14 protein-coding genes are annotated in these 16,661 nt (G+C 42.6%); 2 read left to right on the top strand and 12 right to left on the bottom strand.

From position 1 onward, the window contains the following. Positions 1-18 precede the first annotated feature (18 nt). Positions 19-456: a hypothetical protein gene (locus G496_RS0102990; RefSeq protein WP_027177966.1), complete on the bottom strand. Its 438-nt coding sequence runs from the start codon at positions 454-456 to the stop codon at positions 19-21. 111 nt (positions 457-567) lie between these two features. Here G496_RS0102990 and G496_RS0102985 point away from each other — a divergent pair, with 111 nt between their 5' ends. Together G496_RS0102985 and G496_RS0102980 are read left to right on the top strand one after the other, a co-directional pair. Continuing rightward, the gene (locus G496_RS0102985) at positions 568-1,485 is read left to right on the top strand and encodes a LysR family transcriptional regulator (RefSeq protein WP_027177965.1); all 918 of its coding nucleotides are present in this window, start codon (positions 568-570) and stop codon (positions 1,483-1,485) included. Positions 1,486-1,581: 96 nt separating this feature from the next. Further along, entirely contained in the window at positions 1,582-3,717 is a 2,136-nt protein-coding gene (locus G496_RS0102980) for a bacteriohemerythrin (protein ID WP_027177964.1), read from the top strand. Between the two features lie 92 nt (positions 3,718-3,809). Here G496_RS0102980 and msrB read toward each other — a convergent pair whose 3' ends face one another. The 11 genes from msrB to G496_RS0102925 all read right to left on the bottom strand — a co-directional run bounded on the left by msrB (position 3,810) and on the right by G496_RS0102925 (position 16,655). Continuing rightward, positions 3,810-4,967 (bottom strand): peptide-methionine (R)-S-oxide reductase MsrB, encoded by a 1,158-nt coding sequence (gene msrB / locus G496_RS0102975; RefSeq protein ID WP_027177963.1) that lies wholly within the window; start codon positions 4,965-4,967, stop codon positions 3,810-3,812. Positions 4,968-5,109: 142 nt separating this feature from the next. Next, on the bottom strand, positions 5,110-6,681 hold the full coding sequence (locus tag G496_RS0102970; protein ID WP_034632174.1) for a methyl-accepting chemotaxis protein: 1,572 nt from the start codon (positions 6,679-6,681) through the stop codon (positions 5,110-5,112). Between the two features lie 304 nt (positions 6,682-6,985). Further along, entirely contained in the window at positions 6,986-7,414 is a 429-nt protein-coding gene (locus tag G496_RS0102965; protein ID WP_027177961.1) for a response regulator, read from the bottom strand. A 32-nt stretch (positions 7,415-7,446) separates the two neighbouring features. Continuing rightward, positions 7,447-8,088 (bottom strand): sensor histidine kinase, encoded by a 642-nt coding sequence (locus G496_RS20365; RefSeq protein WP_051294796.1) that lies wholly within the window; start codon positions 8,086-8,088, stop codon positions 7,447-7,449. A gap of 26 nt (positions 8,089-8,114) precedes the next feature. Continuing rightward, on the bottom strand, positions 8,115-8,465 hold the full coding sequence (locus G496_RS0102955) for a response regulator (protein ID WP_027177960.1): 351 nt from the start codon (positions 8,463-8,465) through the stop codon (positions 8,115-8,117). Position 8,466: 1 nt separating this feature from the next. Next, positions 8,467-10,200 carry a sensor histidine kinase gene (locus G496_RS0102950; RefSeq protein ID WP_034632170.1) on the bottom strand — a complete coding sequence of 578 codons (1,734 nt, stop codon included), beginning with the start codon at positions 10,198-10,200 and terminating at the stop codon, positions 8,467-8,469. 36 nt (positions 10,201-10,236) lie between these two features. After that, the gene (locus G496_RS0102945; RefSeq protein WP_027177958.1) at positions 10,237-11,448 is read right to left on the bottom strand and encodes a response regulator; all 1,212 of its coding nucleotides are present in this window, start codon (positions 11,446-11,448) and stop codon (positions 10,237-10,239) included. Between the two features lie 11 nt (positions 11,449-11,459). Beyond that, the gene (locus G496_RS0102940) at positions 11,460-13,589 is read right to left on the bottom strand and encodes a SulP family inorganic anion transporter (RefSeq protein ID WP_027177957.1); all 2,130 of its coding nucleotides are present in this window, start codon (positions 13,587-13,589) and stop codon (positions 11,460-11,462) included. Between the two features lie 3 nt (positions 13,590-13,592). Continuing rightward, positions 13,593-14,195 (bottom strand): TetR/AcrR family transcriptional regulator, encoded by a 603-nt coding sequence (locus tag G496_RS0102935; protein WP_027177956.1) that lies wholly within the window; start codon positions 14,193-14,195, stop codon positions 13,593-13,595. 312 nt (positions 14,196-14,507) lie between these two features. After that, positions 14,508-15,275, bottom strand: coding sequence for a YkgJ family cysteine cluster protein (locus G496_RS20360; protein WP_027177955.1), 768 nt, complete (start codon positions 15,273-15,275; stop codon positions 14,508-14,510). A gap of 240 nt (positions 15,276-15,515) precedes the next feature. Next, positions 15,516-16,655, bottom strand: a complete 1,140-nt coding sequence (locus tag G496_RS0102925; protein WP_027177954.1) for a pyridoxal-phosphate-dependent aminotransferase family protein — start codon at positions 16,653-16,655, stop codon at positions 15,516-15,518. Positions 16,656-16,661 lie beyond the last annotated feature (6 nt).

Raw genomic sequence — 16,661 nt, 5'->3', positions numbered from 1 at the left:
TTTTTTCCCCAAAAAGGGTCACACGGATTGGGAAGAACTCACAACCCAGACTCCGCCGATGATCATAAGCATACCGACTATAGAATACATATTTATTTGTTCCCTGAAAAATATCACTCCTATAGGGACAAGACAGGCCATGACCATACCATTTGAAAGCAGTGGTAGAGTACTGATACTAGCTCCTGCGTGGTAAGTCATGAGCACACCTATTTCAATTCCCACAATAGCCACGCCAAGGACAGCTATCGGCCAGTTTTTTAGTGAGATTACTCCATCAAGCTCTATTTTGCCTGTCTGAAGATAAAGCCCCGCAAGGCTTATAAGCAGTGCCACGGCATAGGTGGCTGCCAGTATACCAAAAAATGAATTCTCTGAAGAGAGCGTCTTCTGTGCTAGATGATAAATAACGGAAGAAGCAACCCACACAGCTATTGATCCATATAAAACGAACATCTTTTGTTTCCTTTGTAATATTGATATAAATTTTCGAATGAAGGAATATTCCACAAAAAATCTATAGACATCATGGCAGCCTGTGACCACTGAAAGCTGTTCATTTTAAATATGAGTAAAACTAATCTTTATAATCTGGATCTGAATCTTCTCATTGTTCTTGACGCAATATACAGTGAAAAAAGCCTGACTCTGGCTGGAGAACGCCTTAACATCACTCAATCGGCAATAAGCCATTCGCTGGCAAAACTACGTGACTATTTTCAGGATAAACTTTTTTTGCGGCAGGGAAATAAAATGGAGCCGACCCCGTTATGCTCCGCTTTGCAGGAATCCATTTCCCCGGCTCTACTTAAAATCACATTATCAATTGATGACAGAGGTAAATTTGTTCCGGAAAAATCCACACGCAGTTTCAGACTGGGCATGAGTGACTATCTCTGTACAGTACTTCTACCTGAAATTATTAAAATTGTTAGCAAAGAAGCTCCGGGAGTATGCATTCATACCTCTCCGCCTACGCATGAACAGCGTCTCCTCATGTTAAGAGAAGGTAAGCTGGATATTTTTCTGGGAACACCACGTAATTACGGACCGGCAATAAAAAGTCAGTATCTTTTTTCCGATAAAGAAACATGTATATTCAGAGAAAACCATCCGCTGATAAAGAATACTTTGTGTGAAGATGACTTATCAAAGCTTGACTTTCTCGCGTTTTCGCTTTCAGAATCAGGTCAGGGGTTTCTGGAAGAATTACTGCATAAAAAAGGTCTGGTACACAGAATAAAAATGATCGTTCAGCAGGAGCTGACCATTCCTCACCTTGTATGTGATTCTGATCTTGTCGGGGCCGTGGCAGAAAAACTTGCCTTGCATTTCTCTAAAATAATGCCCATAAAATATTTATCCATACCTATCGGCGGACCGGAGTTTGATATATACCAGTCATGGCATTCAAGAAACGACTCTGACTCGGCCAATATTTGGATGAGAAGTATTATTTTAAGGGCGGCAGAATTAATTCATTAATATTTCAGCAAGATGCCTGTCAGGACAATATTATTATGTTGACAACCTAAAATCAATAATAATATTAATTACTGTTTACTGAAATAAGGAGATATCATGAACTTAAAATCCAGACTGACAGGATCATTTATTCTGATACTGTTATTAGTTATAAGCATGTCTGTTGTAGCTATTACTGAATTGTCATTTCTACAGACTGAACAGACAGCTCTCAGACTGGCCGGAAGACAGACAACACTTGTTCAGCAGATGGGAAAGGATGCTTTTCTTTTTGTCCTGACTGATTCAGCTGAGGCTATAGACCATGCCAGAAAATCTGAAGCAATATTCAATAAAACCCTTAAAGCGTTCAAAAATTCAGGAACAGCTCCGGAGACATTGAATTTAAACGGTCCATCCTTTGAGGTCCCTGATCTGCCGGAGAAAGCAATCCGCAGCATTTCTAAAGTTGATTCACTCTGGAATGACTTTTCCGAAAAGCTGAACAGAATTCTCGGCGGTGATAAAAATATCAGCGTTGAAAGCATGGCCGAGGCCGGAAACAGGCTCACAGCCGAGCTTAACAAAACTGAAAAAATTATTAAGGAAGAAAGCCATTCATACATTTCCTGTCTGGCAACGACTTTAAGTATTTTTACAGCGATAATAATATTTACATTAATTTTCCTGACCTATGCCGTAGTGGTAAATATTATCAAACCGCTGAGAGCTATCAGATTCTATACCGGCAAAGTGGCTGAAGGAGACTTTGCCGCCCACATCGAAGGTAAATTTATTCACGAGCTGCTGAATCTTAAAAATTCCATCACAACCATGACTTCGCATATTGTCGCCAATATGCGCGAAGTTGAAGCCAAAGAGAAGCTGGCTTCCGACAATGCCTTGAAAGCAGAAGAGGCTCTTGAAGAAGCAAACAAGGCAAGTGAAGAAATAAAATCCATCATGGGTGCAATGAACGAAGCTGCCGCTAATGCCAAAGAGATTTCAGAGCATGTTTTCAGCAGTATCGGAGAACTCAGTCAGCAGGTCCACCATGTCAATGGTGGAGTAGGAATTCAGCGCGACAGACTTACTGAAACAGCAACGGCCATGGAGCAGATGAACAACACTGTTTATGAAGTTGCCAGAAGCGCATCCAATGCAGCGGAAAGTGCTGAAAAATCAAAGTATAACGCTCAAGTTGGAGCAGAAGGCGTTCAACGGGCCGTAATTTCTATTGAGCAGATAAAACAGACCATCCTGAATCTGAAAGAAACCATGAGTAAGCTTGGTGAACAGGCTGACAATATTGGCCAGATTATGAATGTGATTACCGATATTGCCGATCAGACAAACCTGCTTGCGCTTAATGCCGCAATTGAAGCTGCCAGAGCCGGTGATGCCGGTAGAGGATTTGCAGTTGTTGCTGATGAAGTTAGAAAGCTCGCAGAAAAAACCATGGATGCCACAAAAGAAGTTGGAACGGCTGTCTCAACTATTCAGGATAACGCGCGTGAAAATATCACTGCGGTTGAAGCTGCCGCAGACGGCATTGTGGAAAGCACAAAATCTGCCGCGGAATCAGGAAAATTCATGGAAGAAATTGTCGGCTTTGTAGAAGACACAGCCAGTCAGGTTGCCTCCATTGCAACAGCCAGTGAAGAGCAATCCGCAGCATCTGAACAAATCAACAGGGCTCTTAGTGAGGTGACCGGAGTTGCCTCTGAAACTGCTGACGGAATGGAAGAATCCGCCAAGGCTCTTGGCGAGATTTCAAGCAGCGTGGAAGAGCTTGATACAATAATTCAGGGAATTGCCAGCGGACAGTTTGTAGATATAAAATCTGGTAAAATAGTGGAATGGACACAGGATTTTGCTGTGAATGTCAGAGTTCTTGATGAACATCACCAGACATTATTCAAATATATCAATGAACTCTACAACAGCATGAAAAACAGAAAAGCCGATACGGTAATGTCCGGCATTACTGAAAAACTTGTTGAATATACTAAATACCATTTCGGCTATGAAGAAAAATTATTCAATAAATACGGATACCCTGAAACGGAAAGCCATAAAAAGGCCCACCGCATGTTTGTTGATACAATTACAAAATTTGATCAGGACTTAAAAGCTGGAAAGGCTACCGTTTCAAACGAAATTATCAGATTCCTCAAGGAATGGCTCATTGAGCATATCCTTAAGGTCGATACCAGATACAGTGAGTTCCTTAACAGTCATGGTGTAGATTAAAATCATACACGACAAAGAATATAATAAGCAGAAAGCCCGGACGTTTTGTCCGGGCTTTCATTTTTCAGTATATATATTTTTAGCATTTCAAGTTAATTGGCATCAGCCTTCCTGCTGCTGTTAAAAAGATTGAGAAACCTTCCATAACCCTGCTCTTCCATTTCATTTAAGGGGATAAAGCGCAGAGCCGCAGAGTTCATGCAATATCTAAGTCCGGTTGGTTCGGGACCGTCCTCAAAGACATGACCAAGATGTGAATCTGCTGTTTTGCCTCTCACTTCTGTTCTTGTTGTAAACAAAGATCTGTCAGTCTTTTCTATAAGATTGTCCGGCTCAACAGACTTATAAAAACTCGGCCACCCGGTGCCTGAATCATATTTTTCTTCAGAGCTGAAGAGTACATCACCGGAAACCCTATCAACATATATTCCCTTACGTTTCTCATTCCAATATTCATTATTAAACGGAGGTTCTGTACCATTTTCACGTATCACGGAATGCTGGAGTTCTGTAAGTGGTTCAGCGGTCTCTGACTCTTCAGAATTCTTATTATCTACATCCTGATGACTATCCCCCTGATCTATTTTTTCAGAACCAGCATGGATGTCTCCCCAATGCTGCTCTATAAATCCATTCCTCCCGGACAGGGTTCTATAAAACTTATAGCGAGTCGGATGTTTTAAATAATAATCCTGATGATACTCCTCTGCCCTCCAGAATTTATTCAAGGGAATTATCGGAGTGACAACAGGCTTATCAAAGACCCCGGAAGTGGCAATCTCCTCACGAGTTTTCTCGGCAATCTCCTTCTGCTCTTCATTCTGGTAAAAAATAGCAGATGTGTATTGCTCTCCACGATCATTAAATGATCCTCCCGCATCTGTAGGATTGAAGATTTTCCAATAATATCCAAGAATATCTGAATAACTTATCACCGCTGGGTCATAATAGACCTGAACCGCCTCCCGGTGTCCGGTTATTCCCTTGGAAACTTCTTCGTATTGAGGATCATCATAATCACCACCACAATAGCCTGAAACGACTTTTATTACTCCCGGCACCTTTTCAAAATCAGACTCAAGACACCAGAAACATCCCCCTGCGAGGGTTGCAATCTCATAATTATCAACCTGTTCAATCATTTTTGCATTTCTCCTGATTTTTTGTTCCGGTTCTGATCTGCAAAATGCAATAAACATAATCACCAATAGAAACATGGAGAGAATAAATATTTTCTTTTTATGCTTCATACGGCCTCTCCTTTTAATAATTATACAATAATAATAGTCAATACTAACAAGCTTGTACTACTACCTTACTACAAATAGAAAAGCCGGAACAGCACTTATAAATGTGCTGTTCCGGCTGAAACAGATTCAATTTTATTATTTCTTAATCTCTAAGATTTCTTATCAACTGACGCAGTTCGGAAGCCAGCTTTGAAAGTTCTCTGATAGCAAAAGCGGACTCCGCCATGGCTTCATTGGTCTGCTCAGCAGCAGTACTTATCTGGCTGGATGAACTGGCTATTTCTTCACTGGCTGCGGACTGCTCTTCCGAAGCGGCCGCAATAGAACTTATCTCATCCGAGGTACGGTTGGATATTTCAACAATTTTCTTGAGAGATTCTCCAGCCTTTTCAGCTACCACAACAGCTTCACTGACATCCTTGACTGTTGCTTCTGTTTCAGCAGCATTCGCCTTGGTGCTCTGCTGAATTATCTTGATATTATTTTCAACCTGGCCTGTAGCGTCCATGGTTTTTTCAGCAAGTTTGCGAACTTCGTCGGCTACAACAGCAAATCCACGCCCTGCTTCACCAGCTCTTGCAGCTTCGATTGCCGCATTGAGGGCAAGCAGATTGGTCTGGTCTGCGATGTCAGTAATCACGTTCATGATATTTTCTATGGATTCAGCCTCGTCATTCAACTTCAGCATATTTTTATAGAGATTGCCGGCCTGATTCTCAAGCCTGCTAATCCTATCAACAATTTCTGAAACGACACTTTCACCATCTATAGCAGTCTTCCGGGCTTCACTGGAAAGGTTAGCGGTATCTGAAGCCTTTCTAGCCACTTCCAGTATTGTACAGTTCATCTGCTCAACACTTGTTGCCACAGAGGAAGTAAGTATCAGACTTTCTTTACTTGAGGAGCTGGACTGCTCAACCTGAGCAGAAAGCTCTTCAGCAGCAGAGGCCAGTTGATCTGAAATCATATCAGCCTCATCTGCTCCTTTTATGACCATCTCATTTCTAAGAGCCAGTTCTTCCTCTTTTTCCTTAAGGGCCGTCATATCAATATAAAGACAGAATCCGCCGATACTCTTCCCGTTACGGTCATTAAGGGAATAGACATTTGCAAGAACGTGTCGTGTTCCACCCTTATGCCCCTGTATTGTTACTTCAAGATTTCTAAAAACATCCCCGTTGTGCATGGCCTTGCCAACGGCAGTGACTCTACCCGGATCATTATAGAACAGATGTGCCAGAGTTTTGCCCAGCTGGGATTCCACAGATCCGTCAATTTCCAGCATATTGAGTGTTTCACGATTGGTATACAGAGTTTTTTCTTCTGTATCTACAAGAAGATAAGGCGTAGGCAGACCTTTTAAAATTCCCTCGCAAAGATCCCTGTTGCGTGTTGAATTTTCAATCAATGTTGCAAGAGCCTTTATAAAAGGAACTTCAGCTTTATTAATTTCTTTACCGGTATCAATTCCGGCTGAAGCCTTTTCAAAAACTTCACACAGCTCGTCCATTCCGAGCCCTATATTTGATGAGACTGCAATTGTTGCTATAATGGAAACAACAGCTACAGCCAGAGTTACCCCTATTATCAAGATTTCATTCCATCCTGATAAATCAGGAAGAAAAATTAATAATACTATGCAGGCTACTACAGCAGCTGCAATAACTACAGCCATACCCATGTATAGCTGTTTTTTATAATTCAATATCCTCATCCCCTCTCCCTTAGTCAATGCTGATATAATTTTGAAAAAAGTGCTGACCGCACATTGCCTTATATTGAACCTAATGCACCAGAAGTATTTAAAAAATAAGTATAGCAATACATTTGCTATGCTGATGCTTAGAATAAATATTTTTAAACTGGAAATATAAAATCGATATGAAAAAATTGAGACAGGCTGTGACTTGCGAAATAAAGATGTGCTTAAGAAAAATTGCAGTCAAATAAACAGTGTACATAAACAAGTCCGTGCCGCAAGACGGCACGGACATAAAATCAATAATGGAGAGTAACAGCTACCACCCGCGATGGCTTATAATGCTTTCAACCTTTTCTTTGGTCTTTTCTTCAACAAGAATCATCTTGCGGGCCTGTGCTTTTTTAATTTTATCAGTGAGAATATTAATATCGGCCGGCTTTTCAATAAAATCCATAGCACCCAGTTTCATTGCTTCTATACCGCGTTCTACAGTGGCATGACCGCTCAGGAGAATTACCTGAATCTCCGGTCTGCTTTTCTTGATATGTTTAAGAACTTCAATACCGTCCACCCCGGGCATCTGAAGGTCTAAAATTATGGCGTCGTAAGATTCTTCTTCTACTTTATTGAGAGCTTCCTGCGGGTTGACGCAAAAATTAACATTCATCCCTCTTAATTTCATACGCTCTGCAAGACCTTCTACGAAATCTTTTTCGTCATCAACAAGCAGCACTTTTTCGGCCATGATTCCCTCCATTATAAATAAAGTTAATTGGTTTAAATTGATAACGACCCGGGTAGGGAGATTTTCAACACTCCTGAACTTTTGTCAAATAGCAGTTCACCATCCACTGCTTTTATCATCTCAACCAATATATTTTCATCATAGTAATCAGAATCAGCAATAATCTGTGCAATTTCCACAAAAGCAGCATCACCATCTTTCCCGGTTCTAACGGTAATCTTTCCGGTTGCGGCACAATTAATTGCGGTTTTTAGTACATGCCCGGCAATCATTTCAAAAAGAAAATAATCAGTTGTTACTGTAACCTTTTCATCTGCGAGAAACTCAACTTCAACAACTTTCGTTGAAAGTTTTCTTTTCATAAGAGTGTATACTAATTCCAGTGTGCTCCCAACATCGATATTGCAGATATTCTCGTCAACACTGTGAGCAAACACATTCATATTTTTTACAATCCGGTCACCACGCTGAATCTGTTTCTGGATTTTGGAAGCCACGGCGGATAATTTTGCCGGATCAAGATCCACCCCTTTTCCAGCCAGTAAAACCAGATCTTCCAGAAGCCCGGCATCTTCATTTATTATAGCAAAAACATTTTTCAGATCATGTGAAACAGAAGCACTTACTGTACCAAAGAATTTAAGTTCTTTTCTGGATTTGTCATCAGTAATCATACTGCCGCCTTGTTTTTCATAGTCTGCTAGCAAGAAACAGCTTCAATCTTTTCAATGAGCTGCTCAATACTGACAGGTTTAATCAGATAACATTCAGCCTTGGATGATCCCTCAAGATAATCCTGTTCGGAGCCATGTCCTGAAAGAAAAATAAACCTCATACCCGGCCTGAGCTCAGATATCATTTTACGAAGTTCAAGACCGCTGTATCTGGGCATTTTCATATCCAGTATCGCAAGGTCATATTCATTTTCCTTCACTTTCTGCAAAGCTTCATCACCTGAGGCGGCCCAGTCAGCCTCATACCCTCTGAACCCAAGCCGCTGCGACAGGGCTGATACAAGTTCAACTTCATCATCAACAAGTAAAATTTTCATATTAATCCTTTCCCAGCTCAGGGTGTTTCACAGGAAGAGCAAACCTGAAAGTTGTCCCTCTGCCCATTTCACTATCAACATTCATTCTACCGCCAAGATCCCTGACCAGCCCGTAAGTAATAGAAAGCCCAAGCCCCGTTCCACCGGTATTTTTCTTTGTAGAAAAGAACGGTTCAAAAATTCTTTTCAAATCAGCCTCGGGTATTCCGCAGCCATCATCACTGACTGAAAAAACAACTTCATCTTCATTTTCAGGAGCTACGCCTATCTGAAGATTACCGCCGTCCCTCATGGCCTGAAAAGCGTTGCTGATAAGATTCAGAAGAATCTGTTCCAGTTTGCCTTTATCCGTTTCAATGGAACTAACACCGTCAGCAACAGTGACATTGATATTTATACTCCGGTATTGTGCTTCCTTGTTCAAAAAGCTCAAAACAATATCAATAACTTCTCCCGGTTTGAGAGGCTCTATTTTAAAATCAGTCTGGCGGGCAAATCCCAGCAGGCGTTTGGTTATTTTTCCGCAACGCTCAACAGAGCGTAAAACAGAATCAATAAGGCCTATGAGTTTATCATCAGCCTCATATTCTTTGCTGAATGTGAAGAGATCTTTAAGCAACCCGGCTTTCTCATTTATAATGGCGAGAGGGTTATTTATTTCGTGGGCCACTCCGGCAGCAAGCCGGCCGATGGAAGCCATGCGGTTATGGTGCTCCATCTTCTGCAATGTCTTTGATCTGGTCAGATCAGCTATATATATCCTTTCAACCATATAAGAAGAAACAATCCAGATAACTACAACAATAAGGGCCGCACTCATAAATGTTGCCCAGAAAATAGTATCTCTTGTTTTCTCCCATGAAGCCATAAGCATTGAAAGGGGTTTTACAACAAGAAGAACGAAGGGGGTCCCTTCAATATAGGCATAGCCGACAAGAGCCTGATCTTTGCCATTATATTTAATCTGGCTGACTTTGGTATTATACGACTCTTCCGGCAGGGGAAAACGTACTTTTTCAAAAATATTGCCATTCCACGATGACGGAGTCTGTATAATTCCCTCAGTATCGGCCAGAAAAGCATCCCCACCACCGGAAATATCCATTGAAGCGAGTATTCCATTGAACTGGCTTGTATCAAGAGTTGCCCTTAAAATATAAAAACAGCCATCCTCTCCGGAACATTTTACCGCAATAAAAAAGTGGGGAACATCACGAAAACCCAAAAAAGCACCGCTTATATAAGTACCTTTTTTTTCAGTCTGCCTGAACCAGGCCTGACCTTTATATTCCTTGCCTTCCAACTCATAAGGGCCGACATAGGCCAATTGTTTGCCATCCTTATCAATAACTCCGAGATCGACGAATCCTCCGAAACTATCTTTAAGGCTGGCAAGAATTTTTTCCAGACGTCCGGATTCCATAAGCCCCTGAAAGCTGTTTTCCTTGACAATAAACTTCAGGGCGGATTCTCTTTCATTCAAAAAATAAGCAATGGAACGCCGGGCATTGGAAGTAAGTCTCTCAGTCTTTAAGAGACTGTCAGATTCAACCGACCCGCGGGTGACATTAAAATCCACAAATGCCATCATTACCAGTGGCACTATGGATACCACCACAAGAACCGCAAAACTAAGACGCCAGATTCGCTGGTAATCAAAGAGATTCTTGTAAGGGCCTGTGGATTCATGATCAGCATTCCAGAAATCAGGCCTGATAAACCGCATTATAGACATTATGCCCCCCGCGGGTTGGATCAATTACTTAATATTTCAAGAGTTGCGGACTTTGGAGTACGCTTTTTTAAGAGTTTCACTCAGAACATCAATATCAACAGGTTTGTTAAGATATGCGAATGCACCGAGTTCCATACATGTTTCACGGTCTTTTTCAGAACCGTGGCCGGTAAGTATGACGACTTCAATTCCGGGACGTTCCGCCTTTACTCTGCGCAGAACTTCAATTCCATCAATACCCGGCATTTTAAGGTCAAGAATCATTACTTCCGGTTCATCGGAATTTACCAGATCAAGGGCCGAAGCTCCGTCATAAACAACAGCAGAACCAAGATCACGGAGCATAAGTCTTTCTGACAGAGTCTGAACAAACTCGCGTTCGTCATCCACAAGCAGGACTTTAGAAGGAAGCTCAAAATCCATTTTGCGATAGATATCAGCCTCGTAGAAATCCTTACCGAACTTGACGGAAACGTCCTTTACCCCTTCAACAGGTCCGGCTATTTCCAGCAGTTCTTTTTCCAGACGGTCAACAAGAAGAACTTTCTGGTTTATGGATAAGGTGATGGTCCCGTCCTTAGCCTCCACCTGAACACTGTGTCCCTTACTGACCAATTCTGTTTCAACTTTCGCAGCAAGAAGAAAATCTTCTGCCATTTTCTGGGAAGCAGGAGTCAGTTTTACAGCGGCATTGCCAAGCTGTTCCATAATTAAAGCCGCGGCCTGTTCAACCCCGGTCTTGTTCACAGGAATAATTATATCATAAAGCTTGGAATTCCAGGGGTCCGTTGATCCGGTAATGGATTTTACCCATTCAGCAGCTATTTCATCCCCCTGCATGACGGCACGGTGGGCATCTTTTTCAGATAGTCCACTCTCCGAGGCCTGCTCAATACGTCCGGCCATATCATCAATAAGGCAGACTTTAAGCACATGATCTATTTCCTGCGTAAGAAGATGGGCAACCATTCCCGAAACGAGCATGTTGTCACCTTCAACGATTCTTTTAGCAAGAGCATAACGCATCCAGGCTATGGAGCGTTCCCGTTCATGGCTGAATCTGTTGAATATGGAAACCTTACCGGACAGGACTTTTGCTATGCGCTCCCTGTCTATTCCACTTAAATCTGAAGCTTCGCTAATGATAGTATCATCAGTTACCAGTCTTGCTCCAGCCTGATCCAGAATATTTTTGATGACGGATTCCGCCTGGCAGAAAACTCCGCTGAATACAAAGATATCAGACATTCGAACCTCCACTAGGCGCCTTTCAGGCCGCAATAGGTTGTTAGAGGACAATCCGGCTCGGTTCCATCCCTGTGAGCAGAAGCATGTGTACTGCACAAAGCTGTTTCGGCATCAACAAAAATGTGATCCTCTCTTATCTTCTCAAAAAGATGGGTTCTCTTGAGCACTTCCATAACCTGCTCATTGACTCCGGTCAGTGAGATATCAAGTCCTGCACTGCGAACGTTGTCAACAATCAGAGAAAGAGCTTCTTCACCGGATGCGTCAATATCATTTATTCCGTTGCAGACCAGAATAATGTGCTGAAGCTTTTTCATGGACATCATTCTGTCAGTTATCTGATCTTCAAGGAAGCTGGCATTTGCAAAAAACAGAGGACCGTCAAAACGGACAACTGCGATATGATCACAAACTTTCAGTCCGTGTGTTGTTGCATCCCTGAGAACATCGTCCTCGTTCTTTGAAAGTTCTGCGACTTTTGGACGCATACTTTTGTAAAGGAATACGCAAAGTGAAAGCACAACACCGATCATTATGCCCTTATCAAGATGGGGAGCAAAAGACAGAGTTCCCACAAAAGTTATGATGGAGATAGCTCCGTCATAACGCTGGGCTTTCCATGCATGAATAAAACCGGAAGCGTTGATAAGACCGATAACAGCCATCATGATAACTGCTGCAAGCACAGCCTGTGGCAGATGGTAAAGCAGCGGGGTAAAGAAAAGCAGTGCTACAGCTACAACGACTGTAGTGAAAACACTGGATAAACCTGTCACCGCCCCGGCCTGAAGGTTAACCGCCGATCTGGAGAAAGAACCGGAAGCAGGATAACTGCTGGCGCATGAACCGACCATATTAGCCAGCCCCTGACCGATGAGTTCCTGATTCGGGTCAAGACGCTGACCTGTTTTTGCAGCCATGGCCTTAGCAATTGAGATAGCTTCCATAAATCCAAGCAGTGAAATAATAACTGCAAAAGGCAGCAGACGCAGCATGACCTTTATATCAAGATTGGGGAGCACAAGCGGAGGAAATCCTGAAGGAACGTTACCGACAACAGCTCCACCACCCATCATTTTCAGAGAATCGGTCTTAAGAACTTTATTGCCGACCTTGAGTCTCCATGTCCTGCCATCAGTTTCAACGCCTGCGGGTTCACTGCCTTTCAGATAAAAAGCCAATTTCCCGTCAGACTCAACACCGCTGAATAAACTGTCTCTGATGCCCTTACGATACTCGTGGGATTTATGCTTAAGCAGATTGACCTCATAATTTATGACGTTCAGGTCATGCTCGGCATCATAAAAAGCCACCATGTCGTGTCCCTGCTTTGCTTCTTCCTCTTTAGCCACGGTCGCCGTGCGCTGCTGGGCAAGAGTATCAATACCGACAACTGACTTATTAAATTCAGTTATCATTTTCTGAACTTCAGGAGACTTTATGGAATCAATGGAAACAGTAGCATCATGATTGAAGCCAACCGCCCATGAAAGAACCGTGGTGACCACAACCGCACACAGGACATTTGGTATTTTGGGATTTATTTTTCTCAGCCCGACCATAATGGCAAAGGCCAGCACTCCCATGCCAAGGGTTGGCCAGTGAGTATAATGGATGGCTGAGCTGACTACCCGCATGATAGTTGCATAATGCAGCTCGGCTTTATCCACATAAACTCCGAACATCTTTGAAAGCTGTGAGGAGGCAATTATGATTGCAGCGGCATTGGTAAAACCGTTTACAACCGGGTGGGATAAAAAGTTTACGACAAGTCCCAGCCTCAGTACTCCAAGCAGGAACTGGAAAAGTCCTACAAGGAAAGCAAGCAGAAGCGCGTATGCGATATAACCACTGCTTCCGGCTGTTGCCAGAGGTTCAAGTGAAGCTGCGGTCATAAGCGAAACAACGGCAACCGGACCGGTCGCCAGCTGTCTGCTGGACCCGAACAAAGCTGCCACCATAGGCGGCAGCAGAGAAGCATAAAGACCGTAATAGGCTGGCATACCCGCTAACTGGGCATAAGCCATAGACTGGGGGATAAGTACAAGAGCCACAGTCAGACCCGAAATAAGATCCGCCCGAAGCGTTGCTCCGCTGTACTTACGGAACCAGCCCAAAAATGGAAAAACTTTTGTAAGCATCTGTCAAACACCCCTGATTGGTTGCAACATTCTGCGGATGGACTCGATCAACTCATTGTAGAGCGCGCCCGCATCATAGAGATTGAAGTTTTTAAACCTCACTAACCCGTCGACCATAGTGAACACGATAAGGGCTGTTTTTCTTGGGTTCAGGTCGCCTATTGAACCGTCCTCCTGACCTTTGAGGATTGGTAGCTCAATAAAATCAACCAGACAGCTGTAAATGTCTTCCAAATTCTCCCGAAATTCAGGACGACTTTCAGCAAAGTGGTATAAAAACAGCCTGTGGAGCAGTAAAAAATCATACTCCATCCTACCGGCAAGTAGAAGGTAAAAGCCGACCACGTCTTCCATCATTTCAATGCCGTCTTTAAATTCACGGTCCGCCATGTAATTGCGGAATTCTTCAACCAGTCTGTTTTTGGTTGATTCAAGAATGGCCAGCAACAGGCCTTCCTTGTTTTTAAAATGATAAAAGATGGTCCCTTCAGCCGCTCCGGTTACTTTAGACAACTCCTGCATTGAAGTATCTGCAAAGCCCTGATTGGCAAAAAGAACAGTTGCAGCTTGTAAAATTGCCGCCTTCTTCTTGGACATTTTGGTCATTATTCCTCCGGTTCCCCAAAACCGACTGAGCACTCAGTCTAAAAAAATCATTAAAGGCCTTTATAATCGTTGTCAACAGCCTAAAGCGCCATAGAACAAGGGCTAAGGCCCTATAACGACTTAACCGGAGATGAATTAATCAACAAAAACTGAGGGTTCCCTCAATTTGTATTTTTTTTCACAACATCAAAAAAAAATCCACTTCAAAAAAGTTAGATCAAAAATACACCAGCCGAAAAAGCCATAAAAGTTAAGAGCTAGTTCTTTTTAGAACTAGCTCTTTTACAAAAAATATTATATAATTACAGTATATTATAAACTTCTTGATTTTCCAAAAAAGAAATCACCCTGCAACCAGGCGTCAACACACTCGGCAACACCGATATGAAGCATGATTTTTACAGCTGTGCGAAGATCAAGCAATCCGGCTTCGAGACCAAGATTTTTTGTTCCTCTAAGCAGCCCTTCCTGAATGCTCTCAGCAATGTCCATCGGAATTTGGTGGCTTTGAATGGAATCATAGTAACCATCCCCTTTGAAATTAAGTTTACAGTCAATTTCATCAAAGGAATTCCGACCGCGGCATGCCAGTGGACGAGCTTCATAAATTCCGCAGATATTATTCTTTAAAAAGACACATGGAGTCTTAGCTACTGCTGCTGTCCTGCCGTTTCCAACTTCAACAGTAGTACGATCAACTTCTTTCATAATGTCCTTAATTTCTGATTCAGTATAGCTGCTGAGCAGTTTAAACCCAATATATGCGGCCTCAGCCTGAGTTACATCAACCTGCTCACAGCAGCAGTAGTAGCATCCTTTGCGGCATGCAGGCTCAGGATCAAAATGGTAGCCGGAACATCTGGAACTGAAAATATCCAAAGCTTCCCCCACAACTTCACACAGGGTTGCAGAAAAAGATTCCCGACTCAGATAATCAACCGTAAGCTCTCGACATTCATGAGCCAGTTGCTCCAGATCGGACTCAACTCTGTCTTTCTTAAAATTAACAGTTTCATGGTCCTGCCAGTCATTACGCTTTTTTCCCTTTCCACGGGGATTCCTGAACGAACTATCGCTCATAAGTTCCTCACTTATTATGATACTGATAAACTCAAATCTAATTAAGAGTGTTAAAAAATAGTTTTATTTAATACATGCATTAAAACTTGGGCAACATAATTATTAATATTTTTAGTAAACAATACCAGAGAGATAAATATTATCTGACTTTGAAAAGGCCACAATAAGAAAAGCCCCGTATGCAGGGCTGCATACGGGGCATAAATGTTTAAATAAAATCGTTAAGAACAGATTAATATCTTAATTGATATCTTTTAAAACTCCACTGAGGATTTCCAGATATTTTTTAAGCATTTCCGGGCTGATATCAGCCATGTGACCTATTCTGAAAATAGGCTGACGGCCGCTTGCTTCAAGTTCCTTATTAATCTTGCCATAGCCCGGATCAAAAAGATAACCGTGTCCGCGCATGGCTTCTTTAACCTGTTTCAGCTTCTCAACAGTCATTCCGGGAGCTGTTTGAACAGCTGACACGGAAGGAGACCGGTACCCTTCCTGAGCGAAAAGAGAATATCCATCCATCTGCTCTACCCATTCATGCGCCATCTCACGCATTTCTTCATGTCTGGCAAATCTTTTTTCAATGGTTTCATCATTGACAATATAATCAAGCTGAACACACATCTGGTTTACCAGAGTTCCATTCGGGGTTGTCAGAGTCTGGAGATTGCGGGCCTTTTCAACCTGAGCGAGAATATCTGTAGTGTAGCCCCTGTTTTCAACCTTCTCTGCTTTTTCAAATCCTTCAGGACTTACAAAAGCAATACCGAAGCCGGCAGGAAGCCCCAGAGATTTTTGTGTTGAAGTGCTGTACATCATGGGTTTTGCTTCTGCTATACAGGATGGAGCACCACCAAAAATGCTGACAGCATCAACCAGAGATTTTGCACCGTATTTATGTATCAATGCACAAACCTCAGGCACATTGTTGAAGACACCGGTTGATGTTTCATTCTGGGTGAAGGTTACAACATCCGGGCTGTACTCCTCTAAAGCCTGCTCAAGTTTATCAAGATCAATTGCTCTGCCGTAATCAAACTTAAGCTGGACCGCATTCTTACCGTTTGTAACGGCAAGTTTATGATAAAGATCACCGAAAGCCCCTACAGAGACATTGAGCACGGTATCGTCACTAGCAACAAGTGAACGGACAGAAGCCTCAAGCACATTTGTGCCGGAGCCGTTAAAAATGATAATGTCGTAATCTTCGGGAGCCCCGGAGAGCTTGCGCAGATTTTCCATGATCGGTCCGAACCTTTTAACATTTTCAGAGTCACGATGACCGAATTCAGGTAGAAGACCGGCCTCGCGCACCTCCTTACGCAGAAGGATAGGACCTGTTATAAATAATTGGAGTTCGGCAAAGTCGCTTCCGATCATTTTATT

Source organism: Maridesulfovibrio bastinii DSM 16055 (assembly GCF_000429985.1).
Taxonomy (GTDB): domain Bacteria; phylum Desulfobacterota; class Desulfovibrionia; order Desulfovibrionales; family Desulfovibrionaceae; genus Maridesulfovibrio; species Maridesulfovibrio bastinii.
The sequence above is the reverse complement of the archived record's forward strand: the minus strand, read 5'-3'. Positions and strand labels throughout refer to the sequence as shown.

Excerpts from the sequence above, each read along its gene's own strand:
- G496_RS0102990 (WP_027177966.1), bottom strand. The coding sequence starts at position 456 with ATGTTCGTTTTATATGGATCAATAGCTGTGTGGGTTGCTTCTTCCGTT.
- G496_RS0102985 (WP_027177965.1), top strand. The coding sequence starts at position 568 with ATGAGTAAAACTAATCTTTATAATCTGGATCTGAATCTTCTCATTGTT.
- G496_RS0102980 (WP_027177964.1), top strand. The coding sequence starts at position 1,582 with ATGAACTTAAAATCCAGACTGACAGGATCATTTATTCTGATACTGTTA.
- msrB (WP_027177963.1), bottom strand. The coding sequence starts at position 4,967 with ATGAAGCATAAAAAGAAAATATTTATTCTCTCCATGTTTCTATTGGTG.
- G496_RS0102970 (WP_034632174.1), bottom strand. The coding sequence starts at position 6,681 with ATGAGGATATTGAATTATAAAAAACAGCTATACATGGGTATGGCTGTA.
- G496_RS0102965 (WP_027177961.1), bottom strand. The coding sequence starts at position 7,414 with ATGGCCGAAAAAGTGCTGCTTGTTGATGACGAAAAAGATTTCGTAGAA.
- G496_RS20365 (WP_051294796.1), bottom strand. The coding sequence starts at position 8,088 with ATGATTACTGATGACAAATCCAGAAAAGAACTTAAATTCTTTGGTACA.
- G496_RS0102955 (WP_027177960.1), bottom strand. The coding sequence starts at position 8,465 with ATGAAAATTTTACTTGTTGATGATGAAGTTGAACTTGTATCAGCCCTG.
- G496_RS0102950 (WP_034632170.1), bottom strand. The coding sequence starts at position 10,200 with ATGTCTATAATGCGGTTTATCAGGCCTGATTTCTGGAATGCTGATCAT.
- G496_RS0102945 (WP_027177958.1), bottom strand. The coding sequence starts at position 11,448 with ATGTCTGATATCTTTGTATTCAGCGGAGTTTTCTGCCAGGCGGAATCC.
- G496_RS0102940 (WP_027177957.1), bottom strand. The coding sequence starts at position 13,589 with ATGCTTACAAAAGTTTTTCCATTTTTGGGCTGGTTCCGTAAGTACAGC.
- G496_RS0102935 (WP_027177956.1), bottom strand. The coding sequence starts at position 14,195 with ATGACCAAAATGTCCAAGAAGAAGGCGGCAATTTTACAAGCTGCAACT.
- G496_RS20360 (WP_027177955.1), bottom strand. The coding sequence starts at position 15,275 with ATGAGCGATAGTTCGTTCAGGAATCCCCGTGGAAAGGGAAAAAAGCGT.
- G496_RS0102925 (WP_027177954.1), bottom strand. The coding sequence starts at position 16,655 with ATGATCGGAAGCGACTTTGCCGAACTCCAATTATTTATAACAGGTCCT.